Source organism: Streptomyces sp. NPDC021115 (assembly GCF_044333065.1).
Classification (GTDB): domain Bacteria; phylum Actinomycetota; class Actinomycetes; order Streptomycetales; family Streptomycetaceae; genus Streptomyces.
Map to the genome: position 1 here is coordinate 449,347 of NZ_JBIRQF010000002.1, position 24,078 is coordinate 473,424.

General features: G+C 71.8%; 18 protein-coding genes. 14 read left to right on the forward strand and 4 right to left on the reverse strand.

Going from position 1 to position 24,078, the window contains the following annotated elements; translation table 11 throughout:
- Window positions 1-139 precede the first annotated feature (139 nt).
- Window positions 140-823, forward strand: coding sequence for a GPP34 family phosphoprotein (locus ACH4TL_RS07645; RefSeq protein ID WP_398310383.1), 684 nt, complete (start codon window positions 140-142; stop codon window positions 821-823).
- Between the two features lie 16 nt (window positions 824-839).
- Here ACH4TL_RS07645 and ACH4TL_RS07650 read toward each other — a convergent pair whose 3' ends face one another.
- Entirely contained in the window at window positions 840-1,256 is a 417-nt protein-coding gene (locus tag ACH4TL_RS07650) for an SsgA family sporulation/cell division regulator (protein WP_398310380.1), read from the reverse strand.
- 254 nt (window positions 1,257-1,510) lie between these two features.
- On the opposite strand from ACH4TL_RS07650, the gene ACH4TL_RS07655 reads away from it, so the two are divergent.
- From ACH4TL_RS07655 to ACH4TL_RS07665, 3 genes are all read left to right on the forward strand, one after another.
- Window positions 1,511-3,010 (forward strand): sigma factor, encoded by a 1,500-nt coding sequence (locus tag ACH4TL_RS07655; protein ID WP_398310377.1) that lies wholly within the window; start codon window positions 1,511-1,513, stop codon window positions 3,008-3,010.
- A 125-nt stretch (window positions 3,011-3,135) separates the two neighbouring features.
- On the forward strand, window positions 3,136-4,209 hold the full coding sequence (locus tag ACH4TL_RS07660; protein WP_398311580.1) for a WD40/YVTN/BNR-like repeat-containing protein: 1,074 nt from the start codon (window positions 3,136-3,138) through the stop codon (window positions 4,207-4,209).
- A gap of 26 nt (window positions 4,210-4,235) precedes the next feature.
- Window positions 4,236-4,967, forward strand: coding sequence for an endonuclease V (locus tag ACH4TL_RS07665; protein WP_398310374.1), 732 nt, complete (start codon window positions 4,236-4,238; stop codon window positions 4,965-4,967).
- On the opposite strand, the gene ACH4TL_RS07670 is transcribed toward ACH4TL_RS07665, so the two are convergent.
- A complete protein-coding gene (locus ACH4TL_RS07670; RefSeq protein WP_398310371.1) occupies window positions 4,964-5,467 on the reverse strand; it encodes a DUF1203 domain-containing protein in 504 nt (167 codons plus the stop codon). The genes ACH4TL_RS07665 and ACH4TL_RS07670 overlap by 4 nt on opposite strands.
- 158 nt (window positions 5,468-5,625) lie before the next feature.
- Here ACH4TL_RS07670 and ACH4TL_RS07675 point away from each other — a divergent pair, with 158 nt between their 5' ends.
- From ACH4TL_RS07675 to ACH4TL_RS07710, 8 genes are all read left to right on the forward strand, one after another.
- Window positions 5,626-6,564, forward strand: coding sequence for a dihydrodipicolinate synthase family protein (locus ACH4TL_RS07675; RefSeq protein WP_398310368.1), 939 nt, complete (start codon window positions 5,626-5,628; stop codon window positions 6,562-6,564).
- Window positions 6,561-8,015 (forward strand): sialate:H+ symport family MFS transporter, encoded by a 1,455-nt coding sequence (locus tag ACH4TL_RS07680; protein WP_398310365.1) that lies wholly within the window; start codon window positions 6,561-6,563, stop codon window positions 8,013-8,015. Before ACH4TL_RS07675 ends, ACH4TL_RS07680 begins: the two co-directional genes overlap by 4 nt.
- A 102-nt stretch (window positions 8,016-8,117) precedes the next feature.
- Window positions 8,118-9,284: a CaiB/BaiF CoA transferase family protein gene (locus tag ACH4TL_RS07685; protein ID WP_398310362.1), complete on the forward strand. Its 1,167-nt coding sequence runs from the start codon at window positions 8,118-8,120 to the stop codon at window positions 9,282-9,284.
- Between the two features lie 27 nt (window positions 9,285-9,311).
- The gene (locus ACH4TL_RS07690) at window positions 9,312-10,526 is read left to right on the forward strand and encodes an acetyl-CoA C-acetyltransferase (RefSeq protein WP_398310359.1); all 1,215 of its coding nucleotides are present in this window, start codon (window positions 9,312-9,314) and stop codon (window positions 10,524-10,526) included.
- Window positions 10,527-10,767: 241 nt separating this feature from the next.
- The gene (locus tag ACH4TL_RS07695; RefSeq protein ID WP_398310356.1) at window positions 10,768-12,996 is read left to right on the forward strand and encodes a 3-hydroxyacyl-CoA dehydrogenase NAD-binding domain-containing protein; all 2,229 of its coding nucleotides are present in this window, start codon (window positions 10,768-10,770) and stop codon (window positions 12,994-12,996) included.
- Window positions 12,997-13,202: 206 nt separating this feature from the next.
- Window positions 13,203-13,619: a lactococcin 972 family bacteriocin gene (locus ACH4TL_RS07700; protein WP_398425212.1), complete on the forward strand. Its 417-nt coding sequence runs from the start codon at window positions 13,203-13,205 to the stop codon at window positions 13,617-13,619.
- Window positions 13,620-13,811: 192 nt separating this feature from the next.
- Entirely contained in the window at window positions 13,812-14,432 is a 621-nt protein-coding gene (locus tag ACH4TL_RS07705) for a hypothetical protein (protein ID WP_398310353.1), read from the forward strand.
- Between the two features lie 274 nt (window positions 14,433-14,706).
- Window positions 14,707-15,561 (forward strand): alpha/beta fold hydrolase, encoded by an 855-nt coding sequence (locus ACH4TL_RS07710; RefSeq protein ID WP_398310350.1) that lies wholly within the window; start codon window positions 14,707-14,709, stop codon window positions 15,559-15,561.
- A gap of 6 nt (window positions 15,562-15,567) precedes the next feature.
- Here ACH4TL_RS07710 and ACH4TL_RS07715 read toward each other — a convergent pair whose 3' ends face one another.
- Window positions 15,568-16,326: a MerR family transcriptional regulator gene (locus tag ACH4TL_RS07715; protein ID WP_398310347.1), complete on the reverse strand. Its 759-nt coding sequence runs from the start codon at window positions 16,324-16,326 to the stop codon at window positions 15,568-15,570.
- Window positions 16,327-16,547: 221 nt separating this feature from the next.
- Between ACH4TL_RS07715 and ACH4TL_RS07720 the strand changes: the two genes are divergently transcribed.
- Entirely contained in the window at window positions 16,548-20,303 is a 3,756-nt protein-coding gene (locus ACH4TL_RS07720) for a glycoside hydrolase family 2 TIM barrel-domain containing protein (RefSeq protein WP_398310344.1), read from the forward strand.
- A gap of 72 nt (window positions 20,304-20,375) precedes the next feature.
- Here ACH4TL_RS07720 and ACH4TL_RS07725 read toward each other — a convergent pair whose 3' ends face one another.
- Window positions 20,376-21,860, reverse strand: coding sequence for a M1 family metallopeptidase (locus tag ACH4TL_RS07725; protein ID WP_398310341.1), 1,485 nt, complete (start codon window positions 21,858-21,860; stop codon window positions 20,376-20,378).
- A 185-nt stretch (window positions 21,861-22,045) separates the two neighbouring features.
- Between ACH4TL_RS07725 and ACH4TL_RS07730 the strand changes: the two genes are divergently transcribed.
- Window positions 22,046-24,010 carry a Xaa-Pro dipeptidyl-peptidase gene (locus ACH4TL_RS07730; protein ID WP_398311574.1) on the forward strand — a complete coding sequence of 655 codons (1,965 nt, stop codon included), beginning with the start codon at window positions 22,046-22,048 and terminating at the stop codon, window positions 24,008-24,010.
- Window positions 24,011-24,078: the final 68 nt, after the last annotated feature.

Below are 24,078 nucleotides of genomic sequence, written 5' to 3' on the forward strand. Positions count from 1 at the left end.
CGGACATTCCCGCGTCCCGCATCGGGAACCGGGCGCACGCACCGGGGGTGCGCGTCGCCGCGGCCGGGGGAGGGCACACGCCCTAAGGTCAGTGCACCCGCCCGACCGGATCACGCCACGCCACCGCCCGGAGGATCCCGTGCCGAACGGTTCGCTCTCCCTCGCCGCCATGCTCTACCTGCTCGCCTTCGACCCGGACACCGGCAAGCCCGTCACCCATCTGGGCTATCTCGTCCAGGCCGGGGCGCTCACCGAACTCGCGCAGCGCGAACTGCTGGCCGACGCGCGGGGGCGGCCCAAGCCGGTGCCGGACGCGCGGACCGGGGACCGGGCGCTGGACGGGTTGCTGGAGCTGATCGAGGAGTCCCGGCCGCGCACCTGGGGCACCTGGGTGGGACATCAGCCGCAGCTGACCGAGAAGGCGGTACGGGAACAGCTGCGGGCGGCCGGGTATCTGCGCACGACCTCACGCCGGGTGCTCGGACTGTTCCCGGTCAAGGAGTACGCGCTGGAACGGCCGGAGCCGGTCGCGGGGATGCGGGACGAGGCGGTCCGCGTCCTGCACGGGGGACAGCCCGTGGCCGAGGTGTCCGAGCGGGACGCGGCGCTGATCGCGCTCGCCGCGGCGGGCGGGCTGACGACCGTCGTCACGCACCAGGACCTCACGGCCCACCGGCGGCGGATCGAGGAGCTGGAGGCGCGCAGCGGCGCGCCCGGGGCCGCGCTGGAGGGCGTGGTCGACCATGTGCGCGCGGGGCTCGCCGCCGCGGTCGCCACGGCGCTGTCGGCGGCGACCGCCGTCGCGACCACGAGCACCAGCTGATCGGTGCGGAGTTCTCTCAGGCGCAGTCTCTGAGCAGCGACGCCAGCCCGTCGTCCAGGTGCAGCTCCCCGCCCTCGGCCCCCTCCGGGACCACCGCGTACGAGCGGCCCAGGAACCGCCGCAGGTCCGCGGTGTCGAACTGGACCATCGCCATGCCCTCCGGCGCGTGGAACTCCAGCACGGTGCGCTGCGTTCCGCACGGCCACATCTGGACGTCCCCGCTGCCGGCGGGCCCGCGCAGCCCGGCCGCGAGCAGTTCGCGCCCGAAGGTCCACTCCACGGCGGAGCCGTCGAGGGACGCGACGGGCGGGAAGGAGACGCGGACGGCGAACGGGTCGTCGCGCTCGTAGCGCAGGCAGGCCGGGATGGCGCGTGCTTCCGGGGTCGACGCGATGAGGTGGGCCTGGACTGCTTGATCGATGACAGTGGTCACAACGCCTGCTCCCTTGCGATCGGTGCGGGTCCTCGCTGCGGGTCCTCGCCGTCTCTACGTCCATAAGACGTACGGGCCGACTGGCCAGTGCACCCGCGCGGGGCGTGACGTGCGTCACGACCGGTTTTTCGGGGGGACATACGGCATTTAGGCTTGCCAAATCCATGCACGGTCTCGGGTGCCGTGCGGAGCTGTTACAAAACTTCCGCCGCACTCCGCTCTCCCGAGGCACCCACCCCAGGGGTTGTTCCACCATGACGATCCGTCCCGCGGCGCTGGATGCGGCCGCGTACACCCGGCTTTACGAATCCGAATATCCACGACTTGTCGGGTACGCCCGCACCCTCACCGGCAACCCCTGGACGGCGGGGGATCTCGTCGCCGAAGCGCACTTCCGCGTCTGGCGGCGGCTGCGCACGGGGGAACCGCTCGACGCCGACGCCGTACCGGGCGAACTGACGGGCGCCGTCCGCGGGCTCGCGGTGGCCTCCGTGAACTGGGGCCCGCCGCAGCAGGCGTCGCTCCTCGAACCGCTCATACGTGTCCTCGGCGAGCTGCCGCAGCGCTGGGTCAAGGCGCTCTGGCTCGCCGAGGCCGAGGACCTGCCGCCGGAGGAGGCGGCCCGTCGCCTGGGGACGACCCCCGAGGCGTCGGCCACACTCGTGGAGCGGGCCGGGGAGAGCCTGCGCCACGAGTTCCTGCGCGCCCATCCCGGCACGCCCGCGAGCGCGGCGTGCGGTGGCCACTGGGACGCGCTGCCCGGCCATGTCCAGGGCACGGACGAACCGCACCAGGCCGAGCAGATCGCGGTGCACATCGACGGCTGCCGGGACTGCCGGGCCCGCATGGAGCGGCTGGTGGCGGCCGACGGCCGACTGGCCGCGCTGACAGGGCCGGCGCTGGTGGCGCTGTACGACCGGGGCACCGCGCCGTATCTGCGGCCGCTGGCCGCCGTGGGCGCCTGGGCCGCGACGAGCGCCGCCGCGGCGGGCGCCGGGACCGCTGGGGTGGGCGGTCCGGCGACCGTGCCGATCGGCGGCGCGCACGCGGCCCCGGCGAACGGCCCGCTGGTCTCCGGCCGCCGGTCGATGAGCCACCTGATGCACGGGCAGGTCCGCGAGGCGGGCCCGGTCGCGGTGGCGGTGGCCGGGGCCGGGGTGCTGTTCCTGGCGGGCGCGGCGGTCATGACGGGGCTCGCCCTCACCAACGGCGGTGCGGCGGAGGCCGGACAGCCCGCGGCGGCGTCGGCGCCGAGCCATGAACCTTCCGACTCGTCCACTTCTTCGGGTTCTTCGGGTTCTTCGGATTCTTCTGCTTCTTCCGGTTCATCCGGTACCGACGCGACGAACGCCGCGTCGCGGAAGCCGGACGCGCCGCATGCGGACGGTACGCGGGAGGCGTCCCGGAGCCGTCCGTCCACGAAGGCGCCGGGACCGGCCGATGTGCCGTCGAGCGCGGTGTCCCCGTCGCGGTCCACCGCGCCGTCGTCCGCTCCGTCGGACCCGTCGTCGGGGAAGCCGACCGCATCGCCCGACCCGACGAAGTCCGGGTCGACTCCGACGTCCAAGCCCACGTCCGACCCCACCTCCGAGCCCTCGTCGCCGTCGCAGGACCCGACGGACGGCTCCGGCGACGGCGGCGGCACGAAGGACCCGCAGGGGAAGCCGGGCCAGCCCGACACGCCGACCGCGGCGCCCACCGACGATTCGCAGAACTGCGTGTCGCTGCTGGTCAAGCTCTGCGTGAACAAGTGACCCGGCACGGCTGACGACCGACCGACGGTGCCCGCGGATTCCCGCGGGCACCGTCGTGTGTGCGGCCATATGGACGGCGTACCGCCCATGGGCTAGCTTCCACGCCCATGACGGGCATGGGGATCATGGGCACGATGAGACGCCTGGCGGCCGCCGGACTCTGCGGGGCGGCGCTCGCCGCCGCCCTCGCTTCGCCCGCGCAGGGCCAACCGGCCGGTGCGCACACCGGATGGCGGCTGAAGGACAGCGGCACCGACGCCCGCTTCCGCGGACTCGCCGCCGTGGACCGCGGGACCGCCTGGGTCGCGGGGACGCAGGGCACGGTGCTGCGGACGAGCGACGGCGGGCGCACCTGGCGGAACGTGTCCCCGCCCGGCGCGGAGGGGCTGGAGTTCCGCGACGTCGAGGCGTTCGGGGCGCGGCGCGCGGTGGTCCTGGCCATCGGCGAGGGCGAGGCGTCGCGGGTGTTCCGCACGGACGACGGCGGCGCCACCTGGAGCGAGACGTTCCGTAATCCCGAGCCGCGCGCCTTCTACGACTGCCTGACCTTCTTCGACGCCCGCCACGGCATCGCGCTCAGCGACCCGGTCGACGGCAAGTACCGCATCCTCGCCACCGGTGACGGCGGCCGCCATTGGCGGGTCCTGCCCTCCGGCGGGATGCCCGCCGCGCAGGCGGGCGAGGCCGCGTTCGCCGCGAGCGGGCAGTGCCTGGTGAGCGCCGGGCGCCGGGACGCGTGGTTCGCCACCGGAGGCGCCGCCACCGCCCGGGTGTTCCACACCGCCGACCGCGGCCGTACGTGGACCGTCGCCGACGCGCCGCTCCCCGCAGGTGATCCCGCCCGCGGTGTCTTCGCCCTCGCCTTCCGTGACGTTCGCCACGGCCTCGCCGTCGGCGGCGACTACCGCCCCGACCAGCCGTCCCCGCGCGCGGCCGCGGTCACCGCGACCGGCGGCGCCGCCTGGACCCCGGCCACCCGGCCCCCGTCCGCCTACCGTTCGGGCGTCGCCTGGCTGCCCCACAGCCGCCACCGGGCCCTCGCGGTCGGCCCGACCGGCACCGACGTCACGGCGGACGGCGGCCGCACCTGGCGCGCGCTCGACCCCGGTTCGTACGACACCGTCGACTGCGCCCCGGACGGCACCTGCTGGGCCTCGGGCGAGAAGGGCCGCATCGCCCGCCTGGAGCCGACCCGGTAGCCGTCGACCCGGTAGCGTGACCGGTCATGACCAGCGCGATCGATCCCCGCTATCAACTCCCGCACGACTGGCCCACCACCGAGGCCGAGGCGACCGCCGTGCAGGAACGGCTGCGGGAATCGGTCCGGGTGGCGGGCGGGTCCGTGCCGGCGCCCGGCGGCGGGACCGTCGCCGGGGTGGATGTGGCGTACGACGACGAGCGGGGCGTCGTCGCGGCGGCGGCCGTCGCGCTGGACGCCCGTACCCTCGCCGTCGCCGAGGAGGCGACGGCGGTCGGCCGGGTCGGCTTCCCGTACGTACCCGGGCTGCTGGCGTTCCGCGAGATCCCGGCCGTGCTGGAGGCGCTCGGCGCCCTCGACCGGCGGCTCGGCCACCGCCCCGATGTGGTGGTGTGCGACGGCTACGGCCTCGCCCACCCCCGCCGCTTCGGGCTGGCCAGTCATCTCGGGGTGTTCACCGGGCTGCCGACGATCGGCGTCGCCAAGAACCCGTTCACCTTCCGCCACGAACCGCCGGGACCGCGCCGCGGCGACTGGACGCCGCTGCTCGACGGGGACGAGGAGGTCGGCCGGGCGCTGCGCACCCGGGACGGGGTGAAGCCGGTGTTCGTGTCCGTGGGCCACCGGGTGACCCTCGACGAGGCGTGCGCGCACACGCTCGCGCTGGCCCGCGACTACCGGCAGCCGGAGACCACCCGCCGCGCCGACGCCCTGTGCCGCCGCGCACTGGCCGACATCCTCTGGCCCGACACCCCCTAGCCCACCCGCCGCGTCTCGGCCACGAAGCAGCCGAACTCGACGCAGCGCACATGCACCACGGCCACCTCCGGGTCCGCGTACAGCTCCGCAAGGGTCTCCTCGCAGGCCCGCTGCCCGCCGCCGGTCAGCAGCCGTCCGCCGAGGATGCCGCCCTTCGCGGAGTAGGCGCGCAGCACCCGGTGGTCGCCCCACATGCCGGCCGGGAAACCGGGTCCTGTCCAGCCGCCGCACTCCTCGGCGTGGAGGAAGACCGGCCCCTGCTCGTCGTACGGGCCAGGGTCGGCGCCGGTCTCCTCGGCCCAGCGGCGCAGCGGGGCGTAGGAGACGAGGGCGATGGTCTCGCCCGGACGGCTGCGGCCCAGGCAGCAGCGCAGCGGGCTGTTGCCCTCCTCGTCGTCCACCACCATGCGCGGCGGATCGCCCGCGTCGTCCCGGATGCGCAGCTGCGCGGCCACCTCGGGCGCGAGGGCCCGGATCTCATAGGTCACGTTGTCGCTCATGCGTTTCATCGTCGGCCGCGGGCGCCGCGATGTCTGGCGGGATTTGGACGGTGCGCTCGAGGTGGGCGTACTTGACAGGGGGCTGGCGCTGAGTCAGATTCGCCCCACACATAGGACATCCGATGTCCATATTGCCCCATAAGGAAGGCAGGGTCCTGATGAGTCTTCCGGCTCCGCTCACCGGTGTCGTCCCGCCCCTGTGCACCCCCCTCACTCCCGCCGGTGACGTCGACCGGGCCTCGCTCGCCGCCCTCGCCGAGCGGCTGATCGGCGCGGGGGTGAGCGGGCTGTTCGCGCTCGGCTCCAGCGGCGAGGCCGCGTATCTGGGCGACGGCAGGCGCCGTGCCGTCCTGGAGACCGTGGTCGGGACGGCGGCCGGGCGGGTGCCGGTGCTGGCCGGGGCGATCGACACGGCGACCGAGCGGGTCGTGGACCACGCCCGTGCCGCCGCCGCGCTGGGCGCGGACGGGATCGTGGCCACCGCGCCGTTCTTCACCCGTACCCATCCGGTGGAGGTCGCAGACCACTTCCGGCGGGTGCGCGAGGGCGCGGGGCTGCCGCTGTTCGCGTACGACATCCCGGCCTCCGTCCACTCCAAGCTGACCCCCGGGATCGTGCTGCCGCTGGCGGCGGACGGCACGCTCGCCGGGCTCAAGGACAGCAGCGGCGACGACGGTGCGCTGCGGCGGCTGCTGGTGGAGGCCCGCCGCCGCGGCCTCACCGACACCTTCTCCGTGCTCACCGGTTCCGAACTCGCCGTGGACGGCGCGCTGCTGGCCGGGGCGCACGGCGTCGTCCCCGGGCTCGGCAACGTCGACCCGGCGGGCTACGTACGGCTCTACCGGCACGCCCGCGCGGGCCACTGGGACCGGGCCGCGGCCGAACAGGACCGGCTGGCGGCGCTGTTCGCCCTCACCGACGCCGGGGACCCGGCCGCGTTGGGCGGCAGCTCATCGGCGCTCGGCGCCTTCAAGGCGGCGCTGCACCTGCTGGGCGTCATCGCCTGCCCGGCGACGGCCGCGCCGCAGGTGCCGCTCGGAGGCGACGCGGTGAAGACGGTGCGTCAACTGCTGGAAGAGGGAGGGCTGTTGCCGTGACTGAGGAGGCCGGGACGCCGCGCGTCCCCTGGTACCGCCAGGTCTCGGGGCGCCAGTGGAAGTCGCTGTTCGCCGCGTGGATCGGCTATCTGCTCGACGGTTTCGACTTCGTGCTCATCACCCTCGTGCTGACCGAGATGGCCGACGAGTTCGACTTGAGCGCGGCGTCGGCGGCGAGCCTGGTCTCGGGGGCCTTCATCACCCGCTGGCTCGGCGGGGCGCTGCTCGGCGCGATGGGGGACCGGTACGGGCGCAAGCCCGCGATGATCGCCAGCATCCTGCTCTACTCGCTGGGCACCTTCGCGTGCGGCTTCGCCTGGAACTACTTCAGCCTGTTCACCGCCCGGCTGTTGATTGGCATGGGCATGGCTGGCGAATACAGCGCTAGCGCGACGTACGCCCTGGAGAGCTGGCCCGCCCAGCTCCGCAACCGTGCCTCCGGCTTTCTGATCTCCGGTTACGCGGGCGGCACGATCCTCGCCGCCGAGCTGTACGAGTGGGTCGTACCGCACTGGGGCTGGCGCTGGATGTTCTACATCGGCGTCCTGCCGGTGTTCGTCGCCCTGTGGGTGCGGCGCGCGCTTCCCGAGGCGGGGGACTGGCGCGAGGAGGTGGCCGCGTCCGGCGCCGCCCGGCCGAACCCCTTCCGGCCGCTGTTCACCGGCCGCCGCGGCTACCTCAACGCCGCCCTGGCGGTGGCCGCGAGCGCCGCGCTGTTCTGCGTCTTCACCCCGCTGGGGGCGGGCTGGCGATGGCCGCTGTCGCTGCTGGCGGCGGGCGCCCTGCTCGCCTTCGCCGCCCAGCTCGGCGGGCGCCGGGGCTGGCTGCTGTACGTGGCGCTGATGTGCACGGTCTTCTGCGCCTTCCTCTACAGCTGGCCCATCCAGGCGCTGCTGCCCACCTACCTCAAGACCGAGCTGGGGTACGCGCCCTCCGGGGTCGCCGACGCCATGTTCTACGCGGGCTTCGGCACGATGGCCGGATGCTGGCTGGCCGGGTTCGCCGGGGACCGGTTCGGCACCCGTCGGGCCTACGCGTACACCCTGCTCGCCTCGCTGTGCTTCGTCTTCCCGGTGTTCGCGGTGCGGGACACCCTCGTGGGGCTCGGGGTGCTGCTGTTCTGTCTGCTCGCCCTGAGCCAGGGGATCTCCGGCATCCTGCCGAAGTACATCGCGAGCCACTTCCCCACCATGAGCCGCGCCGCGTCCCTCGGCTTCGTCTACAACACCGGCGCCCTCGGCGGCGCCGTCGCCCCGGTGCTGGGCGCGCGGCTGGCGGAGGGCATGCCGCTCGGGCAGGCGCTCGCGGTGCTGACCTCCGGTCTGACGCTGGTGGTGATCGTGCTGGTGGGGGCCGATGTGCCGCGTCGGCTGGGCCGTCTGGTGGACCCGTCGCTCACCGGCGACCAGCTGCTGCGGGAGCGCCCGCTCCCGGCGGACACGCCGGGCTGAACACCCCGCTCCGGGTGGGGGCTTGTGGAATGAGGGGTGCGTTCCTAGCATCGGCGGTGTTACAGCGGTGGTGTCATACTTCAGGCGCGAGGACGGACCCGGATGGCGGCGGCAGCAGACGTGGGCGGAACGACGGGGCACGGGCCGCTGGCCGGGGTGCGGGTGGTGGAGCTGGCCGGGATCGGGCCCGGGCCGTTCGCGGCGATGCTCCTCGGCGACCTGGGCGCCGACGTCGTACGGATCGACCGGCCGGGGCGCCCCGGCGGGCTGAAGATCGACCCGGCGTACGACCTCGCCAACCGCAACAAGCGTTCCGTCCTGCTCGACCTGAAGTCCGAGCACGGCCGGGACGCCGCGCTCGGCCTCGTCGAGCGGGCCGACATCCTCATCGAGGGCTACCGCCCCGGCGTCGCCGAGCGGCTGGGCCTCGGCCCCGACACCTGCCTGGAGCGCAACCCCCGGCTCGTCTACGGCCGCATGACCGGCTGGGGCCAGGACGGCCCGCTCTCGGGGACGGCCGGGCACGACATCGGCTACATCGCCATCACCGGCGCGCTCGGCATGACCGGGGAGGCCGACGGCCCGCCGGTGGCGCCCGCGAACCTCCTCGGCGACTACGCGGGCGGCTCGCTCTACCTCGTCATCGGCGTCCTCGCCGCCCTCCAGCACGCCCGCTCCGGCGGCACCGGCCAAGTGGTGGACGCGGCGATCGTGGACGGCACCGCGCATCTGACCGCAGTGCTGCACGGCATGATGGCGGCCGGCGGCTGGCGCGACCGGCGCGGCAGCAACCTCCTCGACGGCGGCAGCCCCTTCTACGGCACGTACGAGACCGCCGACGGCGGCCACATGGCGGTCGGCGCGCTGGAACCCGCCTTCTACGCCGAGTTCATCGACCTGCTCGGGGTCGCCGACGAGGTGCCCGCCCGGAGCGACATCGACAGCTGGGACCGGCTGCGCACCGTCATCGCCGACCGCTTCAAGCAGCGCACCCGCGAGGAGTGGACGGCGGTCTTCGAGGGGTCGGACGCCTGCGTCGCGCCCGTCCTGTCGCTGCGCGAGGCCCCCCGCCATCCGCAGCTCGCCGCCCGCGGCACCTTCGTCGACGAGGCGGGCATCACCCAGCCAGCGCCCGCCCCGCGCTTCTCCGCGACCCCCGGCCGGGTGCGCGGCGGCCCCGCGAGGCCCGGCGCGCACGCAGCGGAGGTGGCACGCGACTGGGGCGTACCGGATGTCGCTGCGACGCCGCCCACCGACTCGGCCTCCTGAACCGCCCACCCCCGAAAGGCATCAGACGTGAGCACCGAAGCGTACGTGTACGACGCCATCCGCACCCCGCGCGGACGCGGCAAGGCCGACGGCGCCCTGCACGGCACCAAGCCCGTCGACCTCGTCGTGGGCCTCATCCACGAGATCCGGCGGCGATTCCCCGACCTGGACCCGGCGGCGATCGACGACGTGGTGCTCGGCGTCGTCAGCCCGCTCGGCGACCAGGGCTCCGACATCGCCAAGGTCGCGGCCATCGCGGCCGGGCTCCCCGTCACCGTGGCGGGCGTCCAGGAGAACCGCTTCTGCGCCTCGGGCCTGGAGGCCGTCAACCTGGCCGCGGCCAAGGTCCGTTCGGGCTGGGAGGACCTGGTGCTCGCGGGCGGCGTCGAATCCATGTCGCGCGTGAAGATGGGCTCCGACGGCGGCGCGTGGTTCGCCGACCCGATGACCAACTACGAGACCGGCTTCGTCCCCCAGGGCATCGGCGCCGACCTCATCGCCACCCTCGGCGGCTTCACCCGCCACGACGTGGACACCTTCGCCGCTCTGTCCCAGGAACGGGCGGCCCTGGCCTGGAAGGAGGGGCGCTTCGACCGCTCCGTCGTCCCGGTCCGCGACCGCGCCGGGCTGACCGTCCTCGACCACGACGAGCACATCCGCCCCGGCACCACGCCCGAGACCCTGGCCGGGCTCAAGCCGTCGTTCGCGACGATCGGCGAGGCGGGCGGCTTCGACGCGGTGGCCTTGCAGAAGTACCACTGGGTGGAGGCCATCGACCACGTCCACCACGCGGGCAACTCCTCCGGCATCGTGGACGGCGCGGCCCTCGTCGCCATCGGCAACCGCGAGACCGGCGAGCGCTACGGGCTCACGCCCCGCGCCCGTATCGTCTCCGCCGCGGTCTCCGGCGCCGACCCCACCATCATGCTCACCGGCCCGGCCCCCGCCTCCCGCAAGGCCCTGGCCAAGGCCGGGCTGACCATCGACGACATCGACCTGGTCGAGATCAACGAGGCGTTCGCCGCGGTCGTGCTCCGCTTCGCCGAGGACATGGGCCTCGCCCTGGACAAGATCAACGTCAACGGCGGCGCGATCGCCATGGGCCACCCGCTGGGCGCCACCGGCGCGATGATCCTGGGCACCCTGGTCGACGAGCTGGAGCGCCGCGACGAGCGCTACGGACTGGCGACGCTGTGCGTAGGGGGCGGCATGGGCATCGCAACGGTGGTCGAGCGGCTGTAGGCCGTGGCCGCGGGCCTTTCCCCACCCCGCCCCTCCCCGAACCGGGGCTCCGCCCCGGCCCCCGACCTTGGGTGCCGGGCCCCGGGCACCGGGTTCCTGGCTCCGCCAGTGCCCGGCCCGGTCCCGGGCATCGGGCCCGGCCTGGGAAGGGCGGGGGCGACGGGGAGCCCGGCCCCCCAACGTCGTCCGCGACCGACATCCGACCCGCTTCCCTTCACCCCTCGCCCCTGGAGACCGCAAGATGAGCAACTCCGCCACCGCCTCGACCGCTTCGACCATCCGCTGGGAGCAGGGCGACGACGGCGTCGTCACCCTCGTCCTCGACGATCCCGGTCAGTCCGCCAACACCATGAACGCCGCCTTCATCGCCTCCCTCGACGCGGTCGCCGACCGGCTGGAGGCGGAGCGGGAGGCGGTCCGCGGCGTCATCGTCACCTCCGCCAAGAAGACCTTCTTCGCGGGCGGCGACCTCAAGGACATGGTCACGCTGGGGCCTGACCAGGCCCAGCAAGCCTTCGAGACCAACCTGCGCATCAAGCGCGCGCTGCGCCGCATCGAAACGCTCGGCAAGCCCGTCGTCGCGGCCATCAACGGGGCGGCGCTCGGCGGGGGGTTCGAGATCGCGCTCGCGTGTCATCACCGGATCGCGCTCGACGCCCCCGCGTCCCGCATCGGCTTCCCCGAGGTCACCCTCGGCCTGCTGCCGGGCAGCGGCGGCGTCGTACGGTCGGTGCGGCTGCTCGGCGTGGCCGACGCGCTGCTCAAGGTGCTGCTCCAGGGCACCCGGTACGCCCCGCGGCGGGCGCTGGAGGCGGGGCTTGTGCACGAGGTCGTGGACACCGCCGACGAGCTGCTGGCCCGGGCGCGGGCCTTCATCGACGCGCACCCCGAGTCGCGGCAGCCCTGGGACGAGAAGGGCTACCGCATCCCCGGCGGCACCCCGGCGGATCCGAAGTTCGCCGTCAACCTGCCCGCCTTCCCGGCCAATCTGCGCAAGCAGCTGAACGGCGCCCCCTACCCGGCGCCGCGCAACATCCTGGCCGCCGCCGTCGAGGGCTCGCAGGTCGACTTCGAGACGGCCCAGACCATCGAGGCCCGGTACTTCACCGAGTTGGTCGTCGGCCAGACCGCCAAGAACATGATCCAGGCGTTCTTCTTCGACCTCCAGGCGGTCAACTCCGGTGCCAACCGGCCGCAGGGGATCGAGCCCCGCCAAGTCCGCAAGGTCGCGGTACTGGGCGCCGGGATGATGGGCGCGGGCATCGCCTACGCCTGCGCGAAGGCCGGGATCGACGTCGTGCTGAAGGACGTCTCCGACGAGGCGGCGGCCAAGGGCAAGGCGTACGCGGAGGGGCTGCTGGCCAAGGCGGTCGCCAAGGGCCGTACGAGCGAGGCCCGGCGCGACGAGCTGCTGGCCCACATCACCCCGACCGCCGACCCGCGCGACCTCGCGGGCTGTGACGCCGTCATCGAGGCGGTCTTCGAGGACCCGGCGCTCAAGCACAAGGTGTTCCAGGAGATCGAGTCCATCGTGGCGCCGGACGCTCCCCCAAACTCCGTTCGGGGGTACCCCCTGCTGTGCTCGAACACCTCCACCCTGCCGATCACGATGCTCGCGGAGGGGGTGCAGCGCGCCGGTGACTTCATCGGGCTGCACTTCTTCTCGCCCGTCGACAAGATGCCGCTGGTCGAGATCATCAAGGGCGAGCGCACCGGGGAGGAGGCGCTGGCCCGCGCCTTCGACCTGGTGCGGCAGATCAGCAAGACCCCGATCGTCGTCAGCGACTCCCGCGGCTTCTTCACCTCGCGTGTCATCGGCCACTTCATCAACGAGGGCGTGGCGATGGTCGGCGAGGGCATCGACCCGGCCTCGGTCGAACAGGCCGCCGCCCAGGCGGGCTACCCCGCCAAGGTGCTCTCCCTGATGGACGAACTCACCCTCACCCTCCCGCGCAAGATCCGCGAGGAGACGCGGCGCGCGACGCTGGAGGCGGGCGACGAGTGGCGGCCGCATCCGGCCGACGCGGTCATCGACCGCATGGTGGACGAGTTCGGGCGCCCGGGCCGCAGCGGGGGAGCGGGCTTCTACGAGTACGACGCGGCCACCGGCAAGCGCCTGGGCCTGTGGCCGGGGCTGCGCGAACACTTCAGTGACACCGGCGCCGAGATCCCCTTCGAGGACATGAAGGAGCGGATGCTCTTCTGCGAGGCCCTCGACACGGTGCGGCTGCTGGAGGAGGGCGTGCTGACGTCCGTCGCCGACGCCAACATCGGCTCGATCCTGGGCATCGGCTTCCCCGGCTGGACGGGCGGGGTGCTCCAGTACATCAACGGCTACGAGGGCGGCGTGGCGGGCTTCGCGGCCCGTGCCAGGGAACTCCAGGCGGCGTACGGCGAGCGGTTCGCGCCGTCGCCGCTGCTGCTGGAGAAGGCGGAGCGCGGCGAGCGCTTCACGGATCGGAACTCCTAGATGGTGCTATGCCTAAAATTGCGCAGAAAATACGCCACAATAAGGCTTGGAAAAGTTTTAAATGATCGATTTTGGTCATTTATTAGGTAAAGCTATTCTAAGCCTTTACTAGGGTGATGTGGTCACTGAGGATGGTCGTGCTGAATCTCAGGAGATCAAAAGGAGCCCGAGTGTCGAGGAAAGTGATCGTTGTCCTTGCTGTGTCCATGGCGGCGGCCGCTGGGTCCCTGGTCACCGCGGGGCCGGCTGGGGCAGATCCGCGGCCCCAGGCCTACGCCTACTCGTCCAGCTCTGTCGCTCCTCCGGCGGGGCTGATCGGCCCGAACGGTGAGCAGCCCACGGATTGGGGAGTGGCCGCTATTCCCCTGAACTCGTCGGAAGGGTCGGCGACCCCTCTGGGCAGCAAGAAGGTCGGCGGTGGGACGTGGAGCTACGGGACAGGGACGGACGGCGCCTACAAGGGGTGCTACTCGGACTACATCCACCCGTCCAAGAAGCACTCCGCGAGCATCGCCATCGGCGGTAACACCGATAAAGATGTCAGAGAGGCCGATGTTTGGGCCAAGGCATACGGTAAGTCGGGTATGGGTCACACGTGCTACACCTATTGGGGTATTTATTAGGCTGATGCGGCTCTAGGTCCAGAGCGCACTGTCAAGCCTCACGATGTCGCATTTTCCTGGCCGCTGGATGCCCCAAAGCGGTTGATCAGGAGTTCCGCTCGCCCCGCTCGCGGTGTCCGGCGTCGCTCGTGGCCCGGAGGTACTAAAATGCCATGTGACCCCGGATGCCGGAGCCCGCAAGGATGTGTGTTCGTGCATTCTTCTTTTATTTCTTATGCCTCTGCCGTGGCTGCAGGTGTGATTGTCGGGATCTGCGGCCCATTGTTCGCCTCCGCTGCTGGCGGGGTGGGGAATGTGGTGCATGTAACCTTTAGCTCCGGGTGGAGTTGGGCCGCCCTTGCCTTCTGTCTGGGGATGATGGGCGAGTCGAAAAAGCGCTCGACCGCCATCGGGGTGATCTCACTCGTGGTTGCCGTACTCTCCTACTACCTGGCGAAGGCAGGTCAGGGCGATTTCGAGACGGCGGACTTGAGCGACAAGACCGGGCAGACGACGTATTTTTCTTGGGGCGACTTCTTGTCGATGTCTGCGGTATGGTGTTTTTTTGCCTGCCTCTTGGGGGCGGCCTTGGGTGTGGCCGGGAACATGGCGCGCAATGGGCCGTACAGTTTGCCCTGCCGGTTGGTCGTCCCGTTCGTGGCCATCGTCGAATGCTCTATGCGACTGCGTGACGAAGGCTCGCTGCAAACGTCGATCGTCACAACGACATGGAGCGTCACCCGCGTCGCGGCAGCAGCCATCGCCCTTGTTCTGGTGGCTTATTCGGTAGTGGGCAACTGGCGTCGGCGATCGGCCCGGCGGATTCAGGTCTGACCATCGACTCATCAACGGCTGCCGCGCCCGCGTTCTCGCCCGTGGGCGCGTTGGGGGTGACCGGGTCAGGCTGGCGGCGCAGAGGGCGGCGAGCAGGAAGCGGACGATGGCGGTGTGCTCCATGCGGCCGCGCTGCTCAAGCCGGAGGAGCAGGCATCTGGGCTCGGCCTCAACGGAGAACCGCCTTCGGTGCGCCGATATCTGGCGGATATCGGCGCACCGATGGCGAGATATGGCCGTGGATAATGCCATGTCGAACAGGTGGACTGTTCCCATGAGCAACGATCAACCCACCATGTACGTATTGGTCCACGGCGCCTGGCACTCCTCCTGGCAGTGGGCGCCCACCCAGCGCGCCCTGGCCGGGCTCGGCGCGGTGAGCCTCGCCGTCGATCTGCCGGGGCACGGCTTCGACGCCCCCGTGCCCTCGGGCTATCACGCCCCCGGCCAGCCTGGTTTCGCGACCGAGAAATCCGCGCTGGCCGGGCTGACCCTGGAGGAGTGCGCCGGGGCCGTCGTCTCGGCGCTGCGCGCGGTGCGCGGCCACCGAAGGGTCGTCCTCGTCTCGCACAGCGCCGGTGGCGTCAGCGCGTCCCTGGCCGCCGAGCAGGCGCCCGAACTCGTCGACGAGCTGGTCTATCTGACGTCCGTCGTGCCCGCCGGGCGCCCCCGCTTCAGCGACTACATGGCCTCCCCTGAGCAGGCCGCGACCCGCGGCGGGGGGCTGATGGTGGGCGACCCGGAGGCCATCGGCGCGTTCCGCGTCAATCCGGCGTCCACCGATCCGGAGTACGCCGAGGAGCTGCGCACCGCGTACTACCACGACGTCCCCGCCGGGTCCTTCGCCCGCTGGCGCCACGCCCTGAGCCCCGACATGCCGTTCGCGATCCCGACGACCCCGGTCGCCCTGACCCGGGAGCGGTGGGGCCGCGTCCCGCGGACCTTCATCCGGTGCGCCGAGGACCGGGCCCTCACGCCCGCGGTGCAGGATCTGATGATCGCGGAGGCGGACGCGGCGATGCCGGACCGGCCCTTCACCGTGCGGACGCTGCCGGGCAGCCACTCACCGTTCGCCGTCCGCCCCGCCGAGCTGGCGGACGCGCTCGTGGGGGAGCACACCGGGTCGTAGCGGGCTTCAGGGGGCGTCCGTGCCGTACCAGGCCCGCAGCTCCTGCTTCATCGACCGCTGAAACGCGATCACCAGGGCCTGCACCACCAGCGGTTGCATGTCCGCCGACAGCGACTTCTTCGCCGCCACCCGCTCCGCCCCGCCGCCGGACTCCGGCTCCCGCTCCGGGCCCCACACCTCGTCGCGGAAGAGCCTGCCCAGCTCGCGGGCGACGGAGCGGCTGTGCTCCGTGACGACCGTATGGGCCGCGAGGATCGTCTCCAGGTCGATCGGGACGTCCAGCAGCCGCAGGCCGAGGTGGAGCACTCCGGGGTCGACGCGGAAGGCATCGGGACGGTCGGTGCGCTCCAGCGCGTGGAGAGCGGCCAGCCGGTCGATGTCCTCGTCCGACAGCTCGCGCCCGGCCCGCCGGGCCAGCTGTTCGCGGGTCGTCTCCTCGGGTGCCTCGGGCGCCCAGGAGGCGACCAGGGCGCGGTGGATGGCGAGGTCGTCGGCGCTGAGGTCCGCCGGGAGCTGCCGCAGATAGCGCTCGATGGCGGAGAGGGTCATGCCGTGGTGCTGTAGCTCCTCGATGAGGGCGAGCCGCGACAGGTGCCCGGGCCCGTAGTGCCCCACCCGGCGCGGGCCGATGGCGGGCGGCGGAAGCAGTCCGCGGGTGCCGTAGAAGCGGATCGTGCGGACGGTCACCCCGGCCCGGGCCGCCAGCTCGTCGACGGTGAGGGGCGGTTCCTCGCTGGTCGGCCCCTCGCTGTCGGGGGTGGTCATCGGCGTGCCTCGCTCTCGGGGGTGCCGCCCGGCGGTCGGGTGGAGTCGGGCGGAGTCGGGTGCATCAGTATTGCTGTCTCATCATCACTGTGAAACCTTCCGGCCTTATCTGATCGCACAGAGATCCGTCCGCACCGTTGACGCTCTCTTTACCTGGCCAATAGCGTGCATCGCTGTTCAGCTGTGTTCGTTTTCTTGCGAATATGTGAGGTGGGGTCGGGTTGGGCACGGTACGCGGCAGGTACGGCACACGACTGATCGCGGTGGCGGCCGCCATGGCCACCGCCCTGGGGGCCGCCCTCACCACGGCGGACAGCGCCGCCGGAAGAGCGCCGGACGCGGGCAAGTTCCCCGCCGATGTGCACAGTTACCTCGAGGACCCGGAGAAGACGGGTGAGGGCCAGGAGCCCCCGCACACCCGGCTGAAGCCCACCGGGCAGGACGCGGGGAAGTGGCAGCGCAGCCTCGACGGCAGCTGGCGCTTCGCCCTCGCCGACAAGCCCGAGGACGCGCCTCAGGGCTTCTGGAAGGAGGACTACGACGCGTCCTCTTCCCAGGGATTCCAGCGTGTGAAGGTCCCGCACACCTGGCAGACCGACGACCTCGACCACCCCATCTTCCGCAACATCGACGGCGAGATGGTGCCCGAGAACCCCCCGAAGGTGCCGCACGACGTCAACCCCACCGGGGCGTACGTCAAGGACGTCACCGTGCCGAAGAGCTGGGACGGGCGGCGCCAGGTGCTCCGCTTCGACGGGATGACGTCGGCCGCGTTCGTCTGGGTCAACGGCCGTTACGTCGGCTACGACCAGGGCGGCTACGTCCCCGCCGAGTTCGACGTCACCGACTACCTGCGGCCAGGGCACAACCGCGTCGCCGTCCAGGTGCACCGCTGGAGCGCGGGCTCGTACCTGGAGGACTACGACCAGTGGCGCTTCGCGGGCATCTTCCGCTCCGTGTCGCTGTACTCCACTCCCAAGACCCGGATGGAGGACGCGTACGTCACCACCGACCTCGACGCCGACTACCGCGACGCCACCCTCCGCGCCCAGGTCGACATCGCGCGCGCCGAGGGCGGCGAGCAGGACGGGCAGCGGGTCACCGGCGTGCTGTACGACCCGCGCGGCCGCGAAGTGCGGCGGCTGACCGCCGAGGAGAAGGACGGCAAGGCCGAGCTGACGGCGGAGATGAAGAACCCCGCCAAGTGGTCGGACGAGACGCCGAACCTGTACCAGCTGAAGCTGACGCTGCGCGACGCCGACGGCAAGGTGACCCAGACCGCCGAACAGAGCGTCGGCTTCCGCGAGGTCGAGGTCAAGGACCAGCAGCTCAAGCTCAACGGCAAGCGCATCCTCATCCGCGGCGTCAACCGCGCCGAGACCGACCCCACCACCGGCCGGCACGCCACCCGGGCGCGCATGGAGCAGGACGTACGGCTGATGAAGCGGCTGAACGTCAACGCGATCCGCACCTCCCACTACCCCTCGGACCCGTACCTCTACGAACTCGCCGACCGTGAGGGCATCCTCATCGACGACGAGATGGAGGTCGAGACCCACAGCTTCGAGAACTGCCCGGACGACTGCCTCGCCGAGAAGCCCGAGTGGCAGAAGGCGTTCCTGGAGCGCCACCAGGGCATGGTCGAGCGCGACAAGAACCACCCCAGCGTCATCATGTGGGACACCGGCAACGAGGCCGGGCTCGGCAAGGCGCACTACGCCATGGCCGAGTGGACGAAGAAGAACGAGCCGACCCGGCCGCTGTACCACCAGCCCAACCGCCCCGACGGCGACGCTCCCTTCGCCGACGTCGCGGGCCCGCGCTATCCCACCCCCGCCTCACTGGAATCCAAGGCCAAATCCTTCACCAAGCCGATCGTGATGGGCGAATACGCGCACGCGATGGGCAACAGCCTCGGCAACTTCCGGGAGTTCTGGGAGGTCATGCGGAAGTACCCCAGGGCGCAGGGCGGCTTCATCTGGGACTGGGCCGAGCAGAACATCAAGCGCCCCCTGATCACCACCCCCGACTCCTCCGGCAACCGCGTCGCCGCCAGCCTCTCCGGCAAGCCGAAGGTGGTCGACGGCAAGCAGGGCAAGGCGCTGTACCTCTCCGGCCTCGACGACTTCGTGGAGACCTACCGCGATCCGAAGCTGGACCTGACAGGCAAGGCGGTCACCCTCGACGCCCAGGTCAAGCCCGCCGAGCCGTTCACCGGCGACTTCACCATGGTCAGCAAGGGCGACCAGTACGTGCTGCGGATGAAGGACGCCGACACCCTGGAGTTCACGATCACCAGCGAGGGCAAGCCCCGCACGGTGACCGCGGACGTGCCTGAGGGCTGGACCGGCGCCTGGCACCGCGTCACCGGCACCTACGACGGTGAGCACTTGCGCCTCTACGTCGACGGCAAGCAGCTCGCCGAGACCGCCTGGAGCGGCCCGCTTGACTACACCGGCTACGACCTCGGCGTCGGCCGCAACGCCGACACCATGGAGGACGGCTACCCCGGGCGCACCGCCAAGGGCACCATCGACCAGGTCCGCGTCTACGACACCGCGCTCGGCGCGGCCCGGCTCGCCGCCGGTGCCGACCCGAAGCGGGACGCCCTGATCGCGCTGGACTTCGACACCTTCCAGCGCAAGGGCGACTACCTCAGTTACGGCCTCTACGAATCCGGCGTCGACGGCCTGGTCACCGCCGACCGCAAGCCGGAGCCGGAGACCGCCCAGCTCGCCTGGGTGCAGGCACCGATCCGGATCACCGACGCCGACGCCCGCACCGGCAAGGTGAAGGTCACCAACGAGCGCGTCTTCACCGGCACCTCCGATCTGCGCCTGCGCTGGAAGGTGACCGAGGGCGCCAAGACCGTCGCCGGCGGCACCCGCGCCCTGGACGTCGGACCGGACGCGAGCGACGAGGTCCAGCTGCCCGCCCCGCCCGCCAACCCCGGCGGCTACGAGCGCTACCTCACCGTCCAGGCGGTGACCGCCCACGACACGAACTGGGCGAAGGCCGGACACGTGGTCTCCTTCGGGCAGTTCGCGGTCGGTGGGACGAAGGTCCCCGAGCCGTCCCGTACCGGCGACGCCAAGGCCAGGACCGAGACCACCGACCGGGGCGACACCGTCGAGGTCACCGGCAAGGACTTCCGCTACACCTTCGACAAGAAGAAGGGCACGCTCACCTCGATGCGCGCGGGCGGCCGCGAACTGATCACCTCAGGCCCCGAACTCGACGTCTGGCGCGCCCCCATCAGCAACGAGCGCTCCGACTGGGGCACCGCCGAGGGCAAGCAGTGGCGCTCCCTCGGCCTCGACCGGCTGCGCGCCACCGACATCGGCACGGAGGTGACCCCGGGCGACGACGGCACGGTCACCGTCGCGTTCACCACCACCGTGACCCCACCCGAGGCGACCAAGGCGTCCTTCGACCAGACCATGACGTACCGTGTCGACGGCTCCGGCGAGATCGGCATCCGGCACCAGGTCCAGGCGCGCGACGAGGCGGCGAAGCTGTCGTATCTGCCGCGGGTGGGCATGAAGCTGAAGGTGCCGGAGCGGTACGACACGTTCCGGTGGTACGGCCGCGGGCCGGTCGAGAACTTCAACGACCGCAAGGACGGCACGCCCATGGGCGTGTGGTCCTCCTCGGTCGAGGACCAGTACGTGGAGTACCTGAAGCCCCAGGACCACGGCAACCACGACGATGTGCGCTGGGCCTCGCTCACCGACGGCCGCACCGGCGGGCTGCTGGTCTCGGGCGACCTGGAGGTGGGCGCCAGCGCGTACGACGACCTCGACCGCGCCGCCTATCCGCACTTCCTGAAGCGCAACGACGGCTGGAACACCCTGCACGCCGACCACGCCGTCACCGGCGCCGGGGACACCCCGAACCCGGTGCGCGACCAGTACCGGGTCAAGGCCGACAAGGCGTACGACTACACCCTCACGCTGCGCCCGCTCACCGCGGACTGACCGCGAAGGTGAACGCCCCCGGCCGGTGCGCGGGCACCGGCCGGGGGCGTCGTCACCCCACTTCTCGGAGCGTCACTTCTCGGAGTGCGCCGCCTGGATCTTCTGCCAGGACTTCGGCCGCACCGGCGCCTTCGCCGCGCTCAGCTCCGCACCCTTCGCCTGCGCCGCACCCGGCTTCGACGGGGTGAACAGCCAGGTGTCGAAGAGCGAGGCGAGAGGCTTCCCCGACACCTTCTCGGCGTAGGCCACGAAGTCCTTCACCGAGGCGTTGCCGTACCGGTGCTCCGTCGTCCACCCCTTGAGGATCGCGAAGAACGCCTTGTCGCCGACGCGGTTCCGCAGCGCCTGGAGGGCCAGCGCGCCCCGGTCGTACACCGCCTCGTGGAACTGGTTCGCCGCGCCCGGGTCGCCCGGCTCGACCTTCCAGAACGGGTCGTCGGCCGGGTAGGAGGCGTACGTGTAGTCCGCCAGCTCCTGCGCCGTGCCCTCGCCCTCCTTCTCCGACCACAGCCACTGCGCGTAGCTCGCGAAGCCCTCGTTGATCCAGATGTCGCGCCAGTCCTTCAGCGAGACGCTGTCGCCGAACCACTGGTGCGCCAGCTCGTGCACGACCACCGACACGTTCGAGCCCTTGGCGAACTTCTTCGGGCCGTAGAAGGGCCGGGTCTGGGTCTCCAGGGCGAATCCGGCCGACACGTTCGGCACATAGCCGCCCAGCGCCTCGAAGGGGTACGGACCGAAGACCGTGGACTCCCAGTCGGCGACCTCGGCCGTGCGCTCGACGCTTGCCCGCGCCGCGCCCGCGTTCTCGCCGAGGTCCTTGCTGTAGGCGTTGATGACGGGCAGCCCGCCCGCGGTGGTGTCCTTCGTGATGTCGAACTTGCCGACCGCGAGCGTGGCCAGATAGGTGGCCTGGGGCTTGCTGGAGCGCCAGTTGTAGCGGGTCCAGCCCAGCTGTGAACTGCTCGACGCCAGGGTGCCGTTGCTGATGGCCTGCGTGCCGTCCGGCACCGCGACCGAGACGTCGTACGTGGCCTTGTCCAGCGGATGGTCGTTGCTCGGGAACCACCACCACGCCGACTCCGGCTCATTGGCCGCGACCCCGCCGTCCGGCGTCCGCTGCCAGCCGGTGAAGCCGCCCGCCTCCACCTTCGACGGGGTGCCGCTGTAGCGCACCACGACGGTGAAGGAACGGCCGGAGTCGAGCGCCGAGGGCGGGGTGATCTCCAGCTCGTGGTCGCCGGTCTTCGTGAACGCCGCCTTCTTGCCGCCCACCAGCACCTCGCGCACATCGAGCGCGAAGTCGAGGTTGAAGCGGGACAGATCCTGCTTCGCGGTGGCGACGACCGTCGCCGTCCCCTCCAGGCGGTCGTTCGTCGGCTGGTACTTCAGCCGCAGGTCGTAGTGGGAGACGTCGTACCCGCCGTTGCCGTACGAGAGGTAGTAGGAGTCCCCGATGCCGGGCGCTCCGGGCGCCGGTTCGGCCGCCGAGGCCGGGATCGCCAGCAGCAGGCAGGCCGCGGCCGCGCCCGGGACGAGGAGTCTGTGGTGACGCACGAGTCCTCCAACTCGTAGGGGAGAACGATCACTCGCGACCCTATGTACTCCCGTCACGCACTTCCCGTCCATCCGATATCTGACATGCAATCGACATCCAGCCGCCACACGGGCCCGGGCAGTCGCCCGCCACACCGTCCGCCCTCTTCTGCACACCAGTTCACTCGCGCTACCGTCCGGCCGTGCTGCTACGTAGGCGGAAACCCCGCATCCACTGGGCCAGGCACCTCCTTCCGGCGGTCACCGCACTGGTGGCCGCCACCCTCTTACCGCTGTCGCCCCTCGGCACCCCACCGGCCCACGCGGCCACGGTCCGGGAGAGCAGACCGGTGTACTCGTACGACCACGCCATACGCGAATCCGTATGGGTGGACACGAAGCTCGACGGCGACGCCGACGGCAGGACCGACCGGGTCGCCGTCGACATCGTGCGCCCGAGCGAACCCGCACGGCAGGGCCGCAAGGTCCCCGTGATCATGGACGCCAGTCCGTACTACTCCTGCTGCGGACGCGGCAACGAGAGCCAGACCAAGACCTATGACGCCAATGGCAAACCGGTCCTGTTCCCGCTCTTCTACGACAACTACTTCGTCCCGCGCGGCTACGCCACCGTCCTGGTCGACCTCGCCGGAACCAACCGCTCCGACGGCTGTGCCGACGTCGGCGGCCGCTCCGACATCCAGTCCGCCAAGGCCGTCGTCGACTGGCTGAACGGCCGCGCCACCGGATACAGCGCCGCGGCGGGCGGCAGACCCGTCAAGGCCACCTGGACCAACGGCCGCACCGGCATGATCGGCAAGAGCTACGACGGCACCATCGCCAACGGCGTCGCCGCCACCGGCGTCAAGGGCCTGAAGACCATCGTGCCCATCGGCGCCATCTCCTCCTGGTACGACTACTACTTCGCCAAGGGCGCCGCCCTCTTCGGCTCCGGACCCGACGGGCTCGCCGACGCCGTCGAGAGCGACGCGGCGCACGGCCGCTGCGCCGCCGTACAGAAACGTCTCGTCGACGGCGCCCCGCGCAGCGGCGACTGGACCGGCCTGTGGAGCGCGCGCGACTACGTGCCCGACGCCCGCAAGGTGCGCGCCAGCGTCTTCGCCGTCCATGGCATGCAGGACCTCAACGTCCGCACCAAGCACCTCGGCCAGTGGTGGAACGCGCTCGCCGACGCGGGCGTGGAGCGCAAGATCTGGCTGTCCCAGACCGGCCACGTCGACCCGTTCGACTTCCGCCGCGGACCCTGGGTCACGACCCTGCACCGCTGGTTCGACCACTACCTCCTCGGCATCGACAACGGCATCGAGCGCACCCCCATGGCCGACGTCGAGCGCGCCCCCGACCAGTGGTCGACCGACCGCGTCTGGCCCCCGTCCGGCACCCGGCAGACCACCCTGCGACCCACTCCCGGCACGGCCCCCGGGGTGGGCGTCCTCGGTACCGGGCGGGCCCGGCCCGGCGCCACCACGGCCTTCACCGACGACCCCCGGCTGAGCGAGACCGAATGGGCCGCCGACATCGACCGGGCGACCCCGGCCAAGGCGGGCTTCAGCACGCCGCCGCTCACCCGCGACCTGCGCCTGTCCGGCTCCGGCAGCGTGACGGTCACCGCCACCCCCTCCACCACCAGCGCCCACCTCTCCGCCGTCCTGGTCGACCTCGGACCCGACACCATCCGGGACTACGGCGCGGCGGGCGAGGGCATCGTCACCCTCGACGACCGCACCTGCTGGGGGAGCAGCACGGCGGGCGACAGCGCCTGCTTCAAGGTGACCGCGGCCGACACCAAGGCGGTCGACCAGACCGTCTTCAGCCGCGGCTGGGCCGACCTCGGCCACTACGCCGACGCCCGCGAGGGGCGCCCGCTGACCCCGGGCAAGCCCTACACCCTCACCCTCGACCTGGCCGCCACCGACCATGTGATTCCGGCGGGCCACCGGCTCGGCCTGATCATCGCCGGTACTGACGCCGGGCTCCTCGAACCGCCCGCCACCACACCCCGGCTGACCCTCGACCTCCACCGCACCTCGGCACGGCTGCCGCTGGTCGGCGCCCTGAGGACCGAACGCGCCGCCGCACCCGGGGCCGAGCGCGCACCGCTGCGCGGCGTCCGCACCCCGCACCTCGACTCGCCCCTGCCCCTGCGCTGACCCGGAAGTCCCCACGGTGAGGCGCCCGCACCCGGGCGCCTCACCGCTCCCTCACCCAGGAGGTCCGT